We start from the raw sequence: 14378 nt of genomic DNA, 5'->3' as shown, positions 1-14378 counted from the left end.
CCGGAGAGCTGCTTTTGGGATGCAAGCAAGGTTCTGAATCAGGAGTGGTTTCTGGAATGGATGTGAGACCTGCCTTGCCGTGGGATAGGTTGGGGTATCAGGATTGTTTGGCAATGGTTCCGTCTGTGGGGATGTTCTTGAAGTCGATCTAACACGTCTGCACGTATGGAACGGAAACTTTGCCCACAACTTAGTCAGCACCAGTAAATAAGGCGGATTTGAAGGGAGCGACGATGGTTAGGCTGTCAATACGTTGACCGTGTTGTTGTGTTTCTACATCTCGGCTACGAACTCCTAAATCTCTTCAACACTTCCAGGATTGGGGCAGCGGTTTCTCCTTCAGGGATATAAGGCTCGTCTATGCCTTGCAATGCTCCACACACCGGATCGTCCAACCCGATCTTCCAGGCTGGTACTATTCGCAGGCGGCGTTTCTCGATACTCAAATTACCTCCGATAGGCACCGGATAACCAGATCCCATCAGACCAGGCAAGAGCCGATACCTTCCGCTTTTTCGGTAGAGCTCCAAAAACCGGCTCAAATTGGTGTCGTCGGCTGATGCCATGTCGTTCAGACGAAACACGATCACCATCTGCTGACCTGGACCAAAACGCTCAGACTCCAAGTGTTTTTCATTGACGCCGATAGCTACGCGGTAATGTGCCGGATTTCTGCGATCGATTCCCTGTATGAGGGTGACGCCAATCCGTTCGTTCCGGTCGATGTTCCCCAACTGCTTCATCCATCCTCGGAAGATCTTTACACCGGCATCGGCATCCTTGAAGAGAAGTACAAGTTCCGGTATGCGAGGATCGCCCGGTAACAACATGAACCCCGTTCCGCACCAACCCGCGCGATCCCACATTTCTTGATCGATGGGCGACAGCACCTGTAAGTCACTATGTTTCAGCCTGCTCGAATCAAAAATGTCCGCAGGACGTTGACTATGCTTGATGCTCGGGGGCGGCGTGTCCCCCTCGGGCTTCACGTCGCGGTCGGGAATCCAAGGAATCGACCGGGTAAGCTCGATGCGCTCGGTCAGGGTGTCATCCAGCCAGTCCGCCACATGATACCGTGGTGAACTGCCAAGCACATTTGACAGCGATTGTGGCGATTGGGCGCATAGTGAGGCACGGTCCTGGGCGCGATGGTCTCTGAAAAGCTGCTCCAGCGATCCGTCGGAAAATGTTGTATGAAGTAGCTTAATCGTAGCTGCTAGCAGTTCGGACAATGCGTCTTGGTAGCGGGAATGTTGAACGATTTCGTGCACTGCGAGCGTTGGGTGTGTAATAAGTATTCGACGTTCACCGCAATCGTCTTCGTCCACGCGCAGTCCTAGCGGCGCTTGGGCATATTCCGATGGCTTAACGTGGATTTTAAGGAAAGGTTTTGAGCAATATACACGCTCCATAATCATAGCCGTTGACAGGAAGGATTCGAGGAAACTCAGAATGGCCTCGGCCAGGAAAATGGAGAGATTGTTATTTGCTGCTGACAATTCGATCTGACAGCCAAGGATGTTGGTGTGCATCTTGACGACGGATCCCAAGTGCCATTCGGCCTCATCGGATACATCACTCGCCGCGGGCTGAACCAACCACAATGAGAAGAATCGCTGAAGATCCTCATCACCGAGTCCATATTCAGACCGAACTTGGTCTTCATGGCCCAGCGAAAACAAGGCCGCTGCCCGTGCCATGAACAAGGACAAGCGGTCCATGAGGCCGGGCATGTGATCCAGGGCCGGCCAATCCGAAAATCGGGTACGCAATACCAGGATACCCAAGACCGCGTCCATCAGCTCATATTCGGATTCCAGTGCTTGTCGGTCGCCTTCATCCAAGTCCAGGGTTCCGGCAATCATCCAAAGTTGTTCGATCCAAACCAGCACGCAAGGAGCGCGGCCAATCTGCAGCTCGACCCAGATGAGCTTCCGTAGCAACGGTAGTGATTGCGGTGAGATCTGCCCGTCTTTGACGAACCCTGAAAGCACTCGATCCAAGGCAATGATCAAGTTGGCACGCGCCGCCCACAACAGGCCTGCCGCTTCGTACCCCAGCGCGGTACCAACGACTGCACGAAGGAACTTTCCCTCGGTCTCTTCCTGGGCCAACAGGCTCTGGGCCTTGGCGAGCTGATCGATGGCAGCGTAAGGTTTACCAGCCTCGAGTTTCTGAAACCCACAGGTCAGCCGCATTTCTCCTTGGGCGGCGCGGGAAGCTCGTTTTTCCTGGAGTTGAATGACGTTCTCCACCAACTCGTCATAGGCATCATCGTCATTCGCTACTTTGCCGAGTTCCAGGATGATTTTGGTAACAGTTTCCATCGGGTAATCGAGACGATGCTCGGCTTCCCCGATTATCGCTCGCAGGCGCCCTAGAATTTCGCGCAATTCTCCTTTCTCCATGCAGGCCGTATGCAAGTCTAGAAAGGACAATTGCGTTCGCGCCCAGAGTGCACTCGTTAGTGCACTTGGGTTCATCGCATGTCGGAGCAGGGCGTTTTGCAACCGGGTCGTACGATCGGACCAATGGCTGTCACTGCTTCTATGAGGTTCTGCGCGTAGCCAGGAATGCCCGACCAACCAGAGGTTCACCAATTTTTCCAACTCCCAGACGGTACCCGTTTCCAGTACCAGGGGTTCTGCAATACCGTACAGGTGATCCACCTCATCGAAATCGTCGAACCACCAGTTCGCCGTCCATGCTTTGTGGTAAAGAACGCGGAAGAGTTGCCGATCCCCATGCCCCTTCCTCGCAATACGTTCCGCACGCGCGAATCGTCCGTCTATCTCCTCTCTCGGACGACCAAGACCGCGGGCCAGCAACGCCGTTTGCAGGCAGTCCTCCGCAAGTTGATAATCCAAGTCTGGGTATTGGGTGGGATCGGCGATCTTGCGATCGAGGTTATCCAATTCGAGCAAACGCTCGGCGTCCATAGGACCTGGCAAACTGTGCGATTGGGCCGGCGGTTGCTCCAGGTCCAGCGTCTGAACCACCAGGTCCCAGCGGGAATTCCGAACTACCTTGTCGACGATCCAAGAACGGTCAAGGAGACGAACCGGAATTTTCCACTCTTTGCTCAACTTATCCTCTATGTCCGCTCGGTTCCGATCCGACACTGCCTGGTTGGTGATGAAATAGATACGGGCATAACCGCGCTCGGTCTGAGCAATCTTCCGCACATCATCGGCGATTTTGGGACGCCAATCTTTTTTGGCACTGAAAGCGAATGCCCAGCGTTCCCGAGCGGCTCGGTCCGGTTCTCCGACGTACCATCGCTCTGCGACACGTTCGGCCACCGGATAGGTCTCGGAATCCACTTTACTATCGCCACCTCCGATGGGTCCGGTCTGAGGGATCAGATTCGGGCAGATTTCCTTCTGGGCTAACTGGCGGCAGAAATTCTCGAAAAGGTACTCCTCCTTTCGTTGAGTCAGTGTGTCCAAGTGGAACTCCAGGCGATCTCGGCTTATGCCTGGTTTTTCCGCCAACACAGTGTCAGGAAACAATTCTGGACGGCGTGCGCGCATGAAATCGCTAGGCGTGAATGGAGGAGGCGTTTCGGATGACATGGTTTCTATCTATCCCGTTTCTGCAGACTGTGTGCACCGTATCTCAGCACACCTTGATCCTTAACTTCTACGGTGAAATTCGTCACCAATAACACTCTTTGAAGACCTGTTTCGGGAGATTCCGGTGACAGCATATAACCTCCTATCAGGCACTTGGACGGATCGGACGAGGGGGCCAAGCCCGAAGCGACTTGCTCGATCATCGTTTCACGTCGAGAGGTCAGTCGATCCTGATCCCTTTCGGGCCAGATCGGACATGTAACACTGCGCGAATTGCCGCACGTTCACAATGGATGCCCTGATCAACGTTCGGGCCTCTTTGAAATCTCCATCCCCGGTGATGAGAACGTCCGCGCCCCCGGATACGGCGCAGATCAGAAACTTCGCATCCTTACGGTCCCGCGGAAACGCGATCTCGACCTGCGGCGTGATTATCCGGGTACGGTAGCCGATTAGCTCCACCCACCAAGCGATAGTTGCGGATTCGAGTCCGAACTTTGGCCGCTTCATGACCTCGACGTATTCCTCGAGGATCTCGGCGGTGACGAGCCAATCGAGTCCGGGCTGAGCAACGCACCACAACAGCACCTGCTCGGGCAACCGGTCGCGAATCGCGGCGGACACCAGCACGCTGGTGTCAATCACAACCCTCACCGGCCACTCCGATAGTCGTCGATCTCCTTGGTGATATCTTCGTCAGTGATCGATCGAGACTGAGGCAAGCTCCGAATGTGCCTGAAAAGTGCATGCCAGCTTTCCACTTCTCCGGCCTCGGGGCTCTGATCGACGACCAATACCTCAACCCGAGCCCCCGCGCGAAATGGAAGGTGCTCCAAGACGACTCGACCGGACGGATCTACTTCGACGTAGGTTTTGTACGCATTCATCGTAATTCCTCAGAAATCCGTAAATCCGGCTCATTCTGACCGTTACGGGGCAGAAAAGGGACCAAGCTCAGTCAATTTCAGATGCTCCGGTTAAAAAAGTCGCCTAACACACGGATCAAGCAGACCACCTATTCCGCATTGAGCCTGCGGCTCATCTCAGCGCCGGGCAGACATAGTAGGCATTCGCTTATGTGATAAGCCGGTCGCGCCAGTATCCCGGACGTCTCGAATGGTGAGTGAAGGCGATCATGAGAAACCCGGAGCCATGTTCACGAACGATTACAGAGAAGGGAAACCGTTTGAGTAGAAGACGTTTCGCTCCCGTTTTCCAGCGGTGCCTGGGACGGATGCAAGGGGAACGAGCTTGTCTTCCAGTAGATCGAGCACCGCGTCAACTGCCTGTTGGAACGCTACGCCGAGTCCGGGATGTTGGCGTTCGTACCAGGATGCAGCTTCGGCTGCCTCATCGGCGGCGGCCTCGAGAACTCTGACCGATCGCATCAAACACCGGCCATGCGGGTGCGCATCCGGCGGCGCAGCTCCTCCCGGTCGATCAGCTTGGCGTCCCGTCGTCTACTTGGTGCAGACGCCGCAGGATCTCCGTCTCCCAGGCTTGTGCGACACCGGAGTCGGGAGCTCCGTCGAGGCTGGCCAGGAGATCCTGTGCGAGCTCTGCCCTGTCGCTCTCCGAGAGATCGAAGGCTTTAGCTCGCAGGCTGTCGATAGCCGGATTCCCCATGGATATCCTCCGGTCCAAGGCAGTAGTTGTCGGCTCGAAGCATACCGCACATAACCAGGTGTTTCACCCGCTTGACATACTCCGACAATCAAACAACACTGAGAATAGTTTGCGTTTGCATCAACATATCCTTTAATATAGTCTCCGACTTTTCCAGTGCCTCATCGAGAATCCGGAGCCCTTCCCATGAGCCAGTATATCCACCATGTCCCGGGACGTATTCGCGTGCGGTCCAAGGCATTTCGCTGCCACTCCGAGAGGGCAAGGGCCGCTGAGAGCAGGCTGCTCGCCTTGACGGGCGTGCGTCAGGTCCGACTGAATCCCCATGCCGCGAGTATCACCGTACACTATGACCCAGTGCTGCTCAGGCAATCGGACCTTCTTTCCGTATTGGAACAATCCGGCTGTCTTGGAGCCGCCAGCCGTAGCGACGAGGTTTCCCGCAAGGCCGGCGAGCTGTTCGGCAAGGCACTGGTCGGGGCGGTCGTGCAAAAGGCCGTCGAACAATCCGCACGTACCCTCGTGGGCGCGTTCATCTGAGGCGCCGTCTGTGCCCGCAGACAACGATGCGAAGCCTTTCCCGCTGAGCATGGCAGACGAAGGCGCGCCGGTGCGCATTCACACGGTGCGCGCAGGGCGGAGTCTGGCCCAACGGCTTACCGATCTCGGGCTGAACCTTGGTGGCGAGATTCGTATCGTCCAGCGGCAGGGGGCGGGACTCCTGGTTGCTCGGGGCGAGGGCCGTATTGCAGTGGGGGCCGGCATGGCCGCCAAGATCCTGGTGATCCCCGTTTAGGCGGAAACTCCGCCTGGCTTCGATGTCGGGCCAAGTCCAATGCCATTAAGTTAAGAGGCTGTCTAAAAACCAACACATTGATTTTCGGCTGGCTCCCCACGCTCCAGCGTGGGAGCAGACCTGGTCCCGACGGAGGAGGGATCTTGACGCTCCAGCGTCGATATGGCATTGGGGCCAAGTCTGCGCCCGGCAGTATGGAGCCCAGTAAAACCTGTTGCAACTGAAAGAGAGAGTCATGAGCACGACCCTGAGAAACCTCTCGGTGGGAGACCGGGGACAGGTCGCCGGTTACGAAGAAGGCGGTAGGGCCTACCGCAAGAAGCTGCTGTCGATGGGACTGACGCCGGGGACTGAGCTCGAAGTAGTCCGCGTCGCTCCGATGGGAGATCCGGTAGAAATCAGGGTGCGCGGCACCTCGGTCAGCTTGCGCAAGGGTGAGGCAGAGACGCTGCAAGTGGAGAAGAAGGCATGAGCGGAACCTACACCATCGGCGTCGTCGGTAATCCGAATTGCGGCAAAACGACCCTATTCAACACCCTGACCGGGGCGAAACAGCGCGTGGGCAATTGGCCCGGCGTCACCGTGGAACGTAAGATTGGCCAGTTCCGCTTCGAAGAGACGGATTTCGAGTTGGTCGATCTGCCTGGCACCTATTCGCTGGATGTCACCGACCGGGAGGTGTCGCTGGACGAGCAGATCGCGCGCGACTATGTCCATGCGCGCGAGGCGGACCTGATCGTCAACATCCTTGATGCCTCGAATCTGGAGCGTAATCTCTATCTCACGACCCAGCTGGTCGAGATGCGGGTTCCCCTGCTCGTCGTCCTCAATATGGTCGACGTCGCTGAAGAGAAAGGGAGGCGCGTCAACGCGACCGGGCTAGCCAACCGTTTGGGCTGCCCGGTGCTGCCGGCGGTCGCCTCGCGGGGTAACGGGATCGAGGCGCTCAAGCGGGCTTTGCTCGAGGCCGTCGAACAGAAACCGGTACCGACGGTCGAGATCCGTTACGACACCGTCCTGGAAGACGCCATTACAGGTCTGGTGCCAAAGCTTTCATTGGTCGCCGAGCGCAACGGCGACTCTCCGCGCTGGCTGGCCGCGCGTCTGCTCGAGGGCGACGACCTGGCGCGCGAGCTGGTCGGGGATGCGGTGTCGGAGACGGAGCTCAAAGCTATCGCTGGCGATTTGGCCGAAGAGATCGACATCTTGCTCGCGGACGCCCGCTATGGCCTAGCCCATGCCCTGGCCCGGGACGTGATCGAACAGAAGAGCAAAGCCTCTACGAACCGCTCCGACCGCATCGACCGGGTGATGCTCAACCGGGTGCTTGGCATACCCATCTTTCTGCTAGCCATGTACCTGATGTTCATGCTCACCATCAACATCGGCGGCGCCTTCATCGACTTCTTCGACATCCTTGCCGGTACGCTGTTCGTGGATGGCTTCGCGGAGGTCCTGGGTAGACTCGGCTCTCCCGAGTGGCTGACCGTGGGACTGGCCAGCGGTATCGGGGGGGGAATCCAGGTCGTGGCCACCTTCATCCCGGTCATCGCGGCCCTCTTCCTGTTCCTCTCCTTTCTCGAAGACTCCGGATACATGGCACGCGCTGCCTTTGTCATGGACCGCTTCATGCGTGCCATCGGGCTGCCTGGCAAGTCCTTCGTGCCATTGATCGTGGGTTTTGGGTGCAATGTGCCCGCGATCATGGCAACCCGCACCCTGGAGAACCAGCGCGATAGGATTCTTACGGTGCTGATGGCCCCCTTCATGTCCTGCGGTGCCCGTCTTCCCGTCTATGCCCTGTTCGCCGCCGCCTTTTTTCCCGTCGGTGGCCAGAATGTCGTGTTTGGCCTGTACTTGATCGGAATCGCGGCAGCCGTGGTGACCGGGCTCATCATGAAGACCACCCTGCTGCAGGGCGAGAGCACACCCTTCGTCATGGAGCTCCCGCCCTATCACTTGCCGACTTTCAAGGGCGTGCTGATCCGTACCTGGGACCGAACCAAGAGCTTCATGTTCCGCGCCGGTAAGGTCATCGTGCCCATGGTATTGGTGCTCAACGTGCTGAACAGCGTGGGAACCGATGGCAGCATCGGCAACGAGGACAGCGACAGGTCGCTACTCGCCGAGATCGGCCGCACCATCGCGCCCGCCTTCTCCCCGCTGGGGCTCGACGAGGAGAACTGGCCCGCGGCCGTCGGCATCTTCACCGGTGTGTTAGCGAAGGAGGCCGTGGTCGGAACCCTAGATGCCACCTACTCCGCACTCGCTGCCGCGGAGGCGGACGAAGTCGAGGAAGAAACCCCTTACTCCCTGGGGGGCGGAATTTCCGAAGCCTTGGCTAGCATCCCCGCGAACCTTGGCGATGCGCTCGGCACCTGGGCCGATCCCCTCGGCTTAGGGATAGGGGATGTGAGCGACCAAGCAGCCGCAGCAGAGGCACAGGAGGTGACCACCGGGACCTTCGGCGCCATGGCGGCGCGTTTCGATGGCGCCGCCGGGGCATTCGCCTACCTGCTCTTCATCCTGCTGTACTTCCCTTGCGTGGCGGCAATCGCTGCGGTCTACCGCGAGACCACGCCGGGGTGGACGCTCTTCGTTGCCGCCTGGACCACGGGTCTGGGCTATATGCTGGCGACCCTTTTCTACCAGGCCGCGATCTTTTCGCGCCACCCTGGGATCTCCCTGGCATGGATCGGCGGCATGGGAGCAATTTTCACCTTTGTCGTGCTGGTGATGCGCTATCGCGTGCAGCGTGACCCGGCAACGACTGCGCTGGCCGCACATGAGGCTGCCTGATCGGGCGACAAGGAGGACCTCGATGATTCTGTCCGAGCTGACCGCCTACCTCGCCGAGCGGAAGCGCGCCTCGTTGATTGACTTGTCTCACCGCTTCGGATCCGATCCAGAGGCGCTACGCGGCATGCTCGCAATCCTGGAGCGCAAGGGCCGTGCTCGCCGACTGCCCGCGGGAACCACCTGCAGCGGCTGCAGCAAATGCGACCCGGCATCCATTGAGATTTACGAATGGGTGAAGAGCACCCCGCGTTAAGCTGGGCTGCGTTGAAGATGCCCGTCCTCGGGCGGCGATCGAACCGAGATATCGACTCGGTCGTCACCCACAATCCGCGTCCCGTTGACCATTATAAAAGGCTGCTTGCCGAGGTACCGGGCATCGCGCACCTGACGGTCGAGATCAATCACTGTCAAGGCACGGCATGCCAGGCGTCTTCCATGGTTTGAAGAATCGCCCGGGCTCTGAGGCGGTTCTGGTCATCGGTGTCCATCGCGAGGAGCTTGCCTTCGGCGACAAGGTCGCGGACGACCTCGATCCGTCGTTGGCAGATCTGTTGTGCATTCCCGAGGGGCTTTCCGGCCAGCGCCCCAGACAAGACCAACTCTTTTATTGGGTGATTCGTTCGGTAATCGAGTATTGGAAACGAGGTGTAACGGCTCGCCAACATAATCGGACAGGCTTGCAAACTCGGTGAGATTTATAGGCGCCCACCCGGCGTAAGCCATGGGGAGTGCGGGACGGTTCACCGATATTTGGATATGCTTAGCATTCGATCTCACGACCGGGGAGGATTTGTTTTGGAGCTGATTAAAACGCTGATCGGGGACCTGAACGGTCTCGTGTGGGGACCGCCCATGCTGGTCCTGATCCTGGGTACCGGGTTCTTTCTGATGGTGGGCCTGCGGGCCATGCCGTTGCGGCGGCTGGGATACGGATTTCGGATGCTGTGGACGGGGCGCAGGCAGCAGGGCAAAGGCGATATCACACCCTTCAATGCCCTGATGACCTCGCTGTCGGCGACCATAGGCACCGGCAACATCGCCGGCGTCGGCACGGCGATCGCCATCGGTGGTCCGGGGGCCCTGTTCTGGATGTGGTGTACGGCATTGGTGGGCATGGCGACCAAATACGCCGAGGCGGTGCTGGCCGTGAAGTACCGCGAGGTCGACGCGAAAGGGAATCACGTCGGCGGGCCCATGTACTACATCAAGAATGGTTTGGGGAGGCGTTGGATCTGGTTGGGCGGCGTCTTTGCCGTCTTCGGCGCCCTGGCGGGATTCGGCATCGGCAACGGGGTGCAGGCGAATTCGGTCGCCGACGCCTTGGAAACCAAGTTCCACATCGACTACTGGATCACCGGTGTGGTCATGGCCGTGCTGGTGGGGCTGGTGCTGATCGGGGGTATCCGCTGGATAGCCCGGGTGGCTGGTAAGCTGGTCCCCTTCATGGCCGTCGCCTATGTCCTCGGCGGCCTGACGGTGCTGGTGATCAATAGCGCCGAGATCCCCGCCGCCTTGGCATTGATCTTTTCCTATGCCTTTACCCCCAGCGCCGAGCTTGGCGGCTTTGCGGGGGCAACCGTGATGCTTGCCATTCGCTTCGGGGTTGCGCGGGGTATCTTCTCCAACGAGGCCGGGCTGGGTAGTGCCCCCATCGCGCATGCAGCGGCCAAGACGGACAACCCGGTGCGCCAGGGCGCTGTGGCGATGCTGGGGACCTTCATCGACACCCTGATCATATGCACCATAACCGGGCTCGTGATCGTGACCTCGGGTCAGTGGAAGGTCGAGAATCCCGAGTACCTGGAATGTGTCGGCAAGGGAGGGGAAATGACGCAGGAGGTCAGCGCGTCCTGGGGCATCGGGCAGACAAAAAATACCTGCGCACTCGCATCGGAAGGGGAAGCGGTGACGTTCGACAAGGTCCAGACCGGTGCCAGCTTGTCGGCTGCGGCCTTTTCCAGCGAGCTGCCCGGCATCGGGGGTTATATCGTGACCTTGGGGCTGGCCCTGTTTGCCTTTACCACCGTCCTGGGATGGAGCGTCTACGGCGAGCGCTGCGTGGAATATCTGTTCGGCATCCACGCCATCGTGCCGTTCCGGGTGCTCTGGGTACTCGCGATCCCCTTCGGGGCAACCGTCAGCCTGGATTTCATGTGGCTTGTCGCAGATACCCTGAATGCCTTGATGGCCGTGCCGAATCTGATTGCGCTGCTCTTGCTGAGTCCCGTGGTGTTCAAGATAACGCGGGATTATTTCCAGGCGGCGGGTAAGGTCTGAAGCAATCCTGAATTATTCGGCGTTGTCTGATCCCGAAAGCACAGCGACAGGACCGAACATGCCGTAACCCGACATGTCAAACCTGTCCCGACGCAGGAGGGATCTTTGTCCCACAACCAACGCCGGATAATTCAGGACGGTAGTGGTAAATTCTCAAGTGGAGATTTTTTGATCCCCTCTCCCCGACCCCTCTCCCGGCGGGAGAGGGGCTTTTGCGACACCCTCGGAGGGAGAGGGAGTACAGTGTGTGGCGTGCCCAATATACTGCGAGTGGCGCTGTTTCCATTCAGGCCTTAACCACTACCCAGCTTCTCAATCCGACTTGGAGCCACTCATGCACTGGGGGGAATCGGGTGCGACTCCTCCCTTCTCGAACCACTCCTGCGGCGTCCAGGTATGCAGGGCGAGGGCATGCAGACCGCTTTCGAATTCCCCTTTAAGCGCCTTATTCACCAACCGATGGCGCACCACCAAGCTGTGCTCGGCGAAGGATTCACTGACCGCCACTACCTTGAAATGCGACTCGGCCCCCGCGGGCACATTGTGCATGTGGCTCTCGTCCGTTACCTCCAGGTGAGTCGGGGACAGCGTGGATTGCAGCTGTTCTTGGATACGTTCTCTACGGTTCATGGGCCCCTACTCGGATTTTTGGTAGTGGTAATTTTCAAGTGGTAAAGTGAGTCATTTGCATGATGGAATGACTCCACAGCTACGCACAGAATTCAAGGTTCCCTGTACTCGGCAACAACAAGATTAAAACACTATCCATAATATTGTGTTTCCGAACCGGTTCCCGTCATTGTCTTTCTCACCGAGCCGATTGCGTTTCAGCTTCGCGCTTCCGATCGTATGCGCCGTTTTGCTCGTCGTAGGTTGCGAAGGTCTGCAACGCAATGAGGTACGGACACCCCTTTTCCTCGTGCTCGAAGAGCCGCTCATAATCCCGCCGCATCAGGCGCACGCGAAATTCCAACGTGGCCGTAAGGTACAAGGCGTAAATCGTTATGATCCCTGGTGCGAGCTCGAGACCGACGAGGTCTCGGAGCAGCCCCGGCGCATCGAGCCCGGGCGCTTCCTGGTGGGTCGGATCGAGCAGGCATTCATCCGGGATTACAACACGCGGATGCCGGCGGGAATAGGAGGCTTTGGTTGCGATGACCTCCTATTCCAGGAGACCACCCTCCGGATGGACCGTGGGACTTCGCCCCAGATCAGGTACTTGCGCTGTTTCGCCCCTTACGCCCATTGTCGATTCGGTCCGCCGTTGGCGCCGCAACAGATGCAATGGGTGTTGGGTTCCGGACTGCTTCTCACGCCAGAGGAGGCCGTGAGAAAGGCCAAGTTGCCCCGTTAGTTTTCCGCCACCCTGATGCAGGTCCCCGCGCTACATCTGAGGAAAAGATTGCCTCCGTTTTCGCACCGGACTCGGTGCAGCTCGAACTTGGGATGCGTATATTCGAGGGTAGTCCTGCCACCCAAGGGTTCACACCCGTGGGTCCTTGCATACTGCTCGGCGTAGTAGGCCCAAGCGCCCGCTTTCCTCGCATAATCCAGGGCGGATATGCCGGTCGGGCCTACTGCTGATAGGGTGCTTGGTGGAGTGCTCCGTGTAATGTGGCGCGGCGTCGATAGGGCACGATCTTCGATCGGCGCAGCCCTGCTCGAGACCCCAACTGGTGGAACGGCGGTCATAGCCCCATCGTTGATACCCCCCACCCCGCTTGGTATAGCGGTAGTCATGGCGCTGTCGGTGGTGCTCGGGGTAATGGAGTACAGCATCGATAAGGCCCGATCTTCGACCGGCGCGACCCCGCCGCGGCTACTTCTACTTGGTACAGCGGCGGCCATGGCCCTGTCAGTAGTGCCCGGGGTAATGGGGCGCGGCGCCGATAGGGCTTGATCTTCGATCGGCGCGACCCCGCCGCGGCTACTTCTACTTGGTACAGCGGCGGCCATGGCCCTGTCGGTGGTGCTCGGGGTAATGGGGCGCGGCGTCGATAGGGCTCGATCTTCGACCGGCGCGACCCCGCCGCGGCTACTTGGTGCAACGGCGGCCATGGCCCTGTCGGTGGCGCTCGGGGTAATGGGGCGCGGCACCGATAGGGCTTGATCTTCGATCGGCGCGGCCTGGCCGCGGGTACTTGGTACAGCGGCGGTCATGGCCCTGTCGGTGGTGCCCGATGTAATAGGGGGCGGCGCCGATGGGGCTTGATCTTCGATCGGCGCGACCCGGCCGCGGCTACTTGGTACAGCGGCGGTCATGGCCCTGTCGGTGGTGCCCGATGTAATAGGGGGCGGCGCCGATAGGGCTCGATCTTCGACCGGCGCGGCCTGGCCGCGGGTACTTGGTACAGCGGCGGTCATGGCCCTGTCGTCGGTACTCGAGGCCGCAATTGGTGCCGCGGCGGTTTTTTCCGGCGGGGACGCCGCTGCGGTATCGGTCTCCCTGCCCGCTATCGCGCCGAAGGTATCTTCCGTGTCCTCGCCTTTGGAGACCACATCCTTGGTTGGTAAGGGCCGCATGGCCGCGGCAATGCGCCAGCGGTTCTCCTCCCACGACCGTCGTAACGCGTTAAGAGAAAGATCCAATTCATTTCTGTAGCTATCCGTAACATCGATTCTGAGCACTGACTTTTGTCCCTTGGCCGTTATTTTGTCGGCCACCATGGTGGCGGCGACAACCACATCGACACCCGCTCGGCGTTGGTTGAAATCCGTTTTCACCTCTACCGCAGCCGTCGAGACCGGCTCACCTGCGATTGCCATTGCCGTGGTGGTACTCAGCGGACGTCTGACCAGGAGCTTATCGCCCGAGGCGTCGGCGATCTTCCAACCCTTGGTTACCGCCGATCCCATCGCGAGGGATTTCGCCTGCTGTACCTCGGCATCGGCGAGGAAGACCCATGGCCGGTTCCCCCTGAGGTCCACGAGGTCAGGTAGCTTGGTGGTGCCGCAGCCGCTGACGAACATGACGACCGCCACGAGCACCGGTAGCGGATAGAAGCAACGCCTGCTCACAACCTCCCTCCGAAAACCCACTATAATCGCTCCGCGTCAACCGCTCCCCGTCGCGGGGCCGTCGGCGTCGAGATCCAAGGCCAGATACGGATGCACGGGGCCGTTTGGAACCATCTGCGACCCCATGGTTTTGGAGCCGATGCGCGGATTCGAACCGCGGACCTACGCATTACGAATGCGTTGCTCTACCGGCTGAGCTACATCGGCATGGGTGAACATTTAATTATATGCAAACGACAAAACACCCTCAAGCTACCGGCGGTGACAGCCCAATGAAGGCGACGACC

15 protein-coding genes and 1 tRNA gene are annotated in these 14378 nt (G+C 59.0%); 7 read left to right on the top strand and 9 right to left on the bottom strand.

The window, feature by feature from the left end; translation table 11 throughout:
• Positions 1-284: 284 nt before the first annotated feature.
• The 5 genes from E1958_RS00170 to E1958_RS00150 all read right to left on the bottom strand — a co-directional run bounded on the left by E1958_RS00170 (position 285) and on the right by E1958_RS00150 (position 5201).
• The gene (locus tag E1958_RS00170) at positions 285-3449 is read right to left on the bottom strand and encodes a hypothetical protein (protein ID WP_133510074.1); all 3165 of its coding nucleotides are present in this window, start codon (positions 3447-3449) and stop codon (positions 285-287) included.
• A 333-nt stretch (positions 3450-3782) separates the two neighbouring features.
• On the bottom strand, positions 3783-4220 hold the full coding sequence (locus E1958_RS00165; RefSeq protein WP_243725207.1) for a putative toxin-antitoxin system toxin component, PIN family: 438 nt from the start codon (positions 4218-4220) through the stop codon (positions 3783-3785).
• 5 nt (positions 4221-4225) lie between these two features.
• Positions 4226-4462 carry a hypothetical protein gene (locus E1958_RS00160; protein ID WP_089726329.1) on the bottom strand — a complete coding sequence of 79 codons (237 nt, stop codon included), beginning with the start codon at positions 4460-4462 and terminating at the stop codon, positions 4226-4228.
• A 279-nt stretch (positions 4463-4741) separates the two neighbouring features.
• On the bottom strand, positions 4742-4963 hold the full coding sequence (locus E1958_RS00155) for a hypothetical protein (protein WP_207787761.1): 222 nt from the start codon (positions 4961-4963) through the stop codon (positions 4742-4744).
• A 52-nt stretch (positions 4964-5015) separates the two neighbouring features.
• A complete protein-coding gene (locus E1958_RS00150; RefSeq protein WP_243448427.1) occupies positions 5016-5201 on the bottom strand; it encodes an addiction module protein in 186 nt (61 codons plus the stop codon).
• Positions 5202-5387: 186 nt separating this feature from the next.
• On the opposite strand from E1958_RS00150, the gene E1958_RS00145 reads away from it, so the two are divergent.
• From E1958_RS00145 to E1958_RS00125, 5 genes are all read left to right on the top strand, one after another.
• Positions 5388-5741: an HMA2 domain-containing protein gene (locus tag E1958_RS00145; protein WP_133510072.1), complete on the top strand. Its 354-nt coding sequence runs from the start codon at positions 5388-5390 to the stop codon at positions 5739-5741.
• Positions 5742-5751: 10 nt separating this feature from the next.
• Positions 5752-5997 (top strand): FeoA family protein, encoded by a 246-nt coding sequence (locus E1958_RS00140; RefSeq protein WP_243725206.1) that lies wholly within the window; start codon positions 5752-5754, stop codon positions 5995-5997.
• Between the two features lie 235 nt (positions 5998-6232).
• Positions 6233-6469, top strand: a complete 237-nt coding sequence (locus tag E1958_RS00135) for a FeoA family protein (RefSeq protein ID WP_089725624.1) — start codon at positions 6233-6235, stop codon at positions 6467-6469.
• Positions 6466-8796, top strand: a complete 2331-nt coding sequence (gene feoB, locus E1958_RS00130) for a Fe(2+) transporter permease subunit FeoB (RefSeq protein ID WP_133510071.1) — start codon at positions 6466-6468, stop codon at positions 8794-8796. Before E1958_RS00135 ends, feoB begins: the two co-directional genes overlap by 4 nt.
• Before the next feature lie 22 nt (positions 8797-8818).
• Positions 8819-9049, top strand: coding sequence for a FeoC-like transcriptional regulator (locus E1958_RS00125; protein ID WP_133510070.1), 231 nt, complete (start codon positions 8819-8821; stop codon positions 9047-9049).
• 154 nt (positions 9050-9203) lie between these two features.
• Here E1958_RS00125 and E1958_RS00120 read toward each other — a convergent pair whose 3' ends face one another.
• A complete protein-coding gene (locus tag E1958_RS00120) occupies positions 9204-9389 on the bottom strand; it encodes a hypothetical protein (RefSeq protein ID WP_133510069.1) in 186 nt (61 codons plus the stop codon).
• A gap of 259 nt (positions 9390-9648) precedes the next feature.
• Between E1958_RS00120 and E1958_RS00115 the strand changes: the two genes are divergently transcribed.
• Positions 9649-11073, top strand: coding sequence for an alanine/glycine:cation symporter family protein (locus E1958_RS00115; RefSeq protein ID WP_424945056.1), 1425 nt, complete (start codon positions 9649-9651; stop codon positions 11071-11073).
• 312 nt (positions 11074-11385) lie between these two features.
• Here E1958_RS00115 and E1958_RS00110 read toward each other — a convergent pair whose 3' ends face one another.
• Entirely contained in the window at positions 11386-11703 is a 318-nt protein-coding gene (locus E1958_RS00110; RefSeq protein ID WP_089724896.1) for a BolA family protein, read from the bottom strand.
• Between the two features lie 229 nt (positions 11704-11932).
• On the opposite strand from E1958_RS00110, the gene E1958_RS00105 reads away from it, so the two are divergent.
• Positions 11933-12427 carry a hypothetical protein gene (locus tag E1958_RS00105; RefSeq protein ID WP_133510067.1) on the top strand — a complete coding sequence of 165 codons (495 nt, stop codon included), beginning with the start codon at positions 11933-11935 and terminating at the stop codon, positions 12425-12427.
• On the opposite strand, the gene E1958_RS00100 is transcribed toward E1958_RS00105, so the two are convergent.
• Positions 12424-14091, bottom strand: a complete 1668-nt coding sequence (locus E1958_RS00100; protein ID WP_133510066.1) for a hypothetical protein — start codon at positions 14089-14091, stop codon at positions 12424-12426. The genes E1958_RS00105 and E1958_RS00100 overlap by 4 nt on opposite strands.
• Positions 14092-14222: 131 nt before the next feature.
• A tRNA-Thr gene (locus tag E1958_RS00095) sits at positions 14223-14298 on the bottom strand.
• Between the last annotated feature and the right edge of the window lie 80 nt (positions 14299-14378).

Origin of the sequence: Candidatus Thiosymbion oneisti (genome assembly GCF_004359955.1) — a bacterium.
GTDB classification, from domain to species: domain Bacteria; phylum Pseudomonadota; class Gammaproteobacteria; order Chromatiales; family Chromatiaceae; genus Thiosymbion; species Thiosymbion oneisti.
This window is presented reverse-complemented; position numbering and strand designations above follow the sequence as displayed.

What these genes read in the sequence shown, in the direction of transcription:
- E1958_RS00160 (WP_089726329.1), bottom strand. Translation starts at nt 4,462, where the DNA reads ATGAATGCGTACAAAACCTACGTCGAAGTAGATCCGTCCGGTCGAGTC.
- E1958_RS00155 (WP_207787761.1), bottom strand. Translation starts at nt 4,963, where the DNA reads ATGCGATCGGTCAGAGTTCTCGAGGCCGCCGCCGATGAGGCAGCCGAA.
- feoB (WP_133510071.1), top strand. Translation starts at nt 6,466, where the DNA reads ATGAGCGGAACCTACACCATCGGCGTCGTCGGTAATCCGAATTGCGGC.
- E1958_RS00110 (WP_089724896.1), bottom strand. Translation starts at nt 11,703, where the DNA reads ATGAACCGTAGAGAACGTATCCAAGAACAGCTGCAATCCACGCTGTCC.
- E1958_RS00145 (WP_133510072.1), top strand. Translation starts at nt 5,388, where the DNA reads ATGAGCCAGTATATCCACCATGTCCCGGGACGTATTCGCGTGCGGTCC.
- E1958_RS00150 (WP_243448427.1), bottom strand. Translation starts at nt 5,201, where the DNA reads ATGGGGAATCCGGCTATCGACAGCCTGCGAGCTAAAGCCTTCGATCTC.
- E1958_RS00135 (WP_089725624.1), top strand. Translation starts at nt 6,233, where the DNA reads ATGAGCACGACCCTGAGAAACCTCTCGGTGGGAGACCGGGGACAGGTC.
- E1958_RS00115 (WP_424945056.1), top strand. Translation starts at nt 9,649, where the DNA reads ATGCTGGTCCTGATCCTGGGTACCGGGTTCTTTCTGATGGTGGGCCTG.
- E1958_RS00125 (WP_133510070.1), top strand. Translation starts at nt 8,819, where the DNA reads ATGATTCTGTCCGAGCTGACCGCCTACCTCGCCGAGCGGAAGCGCGCC.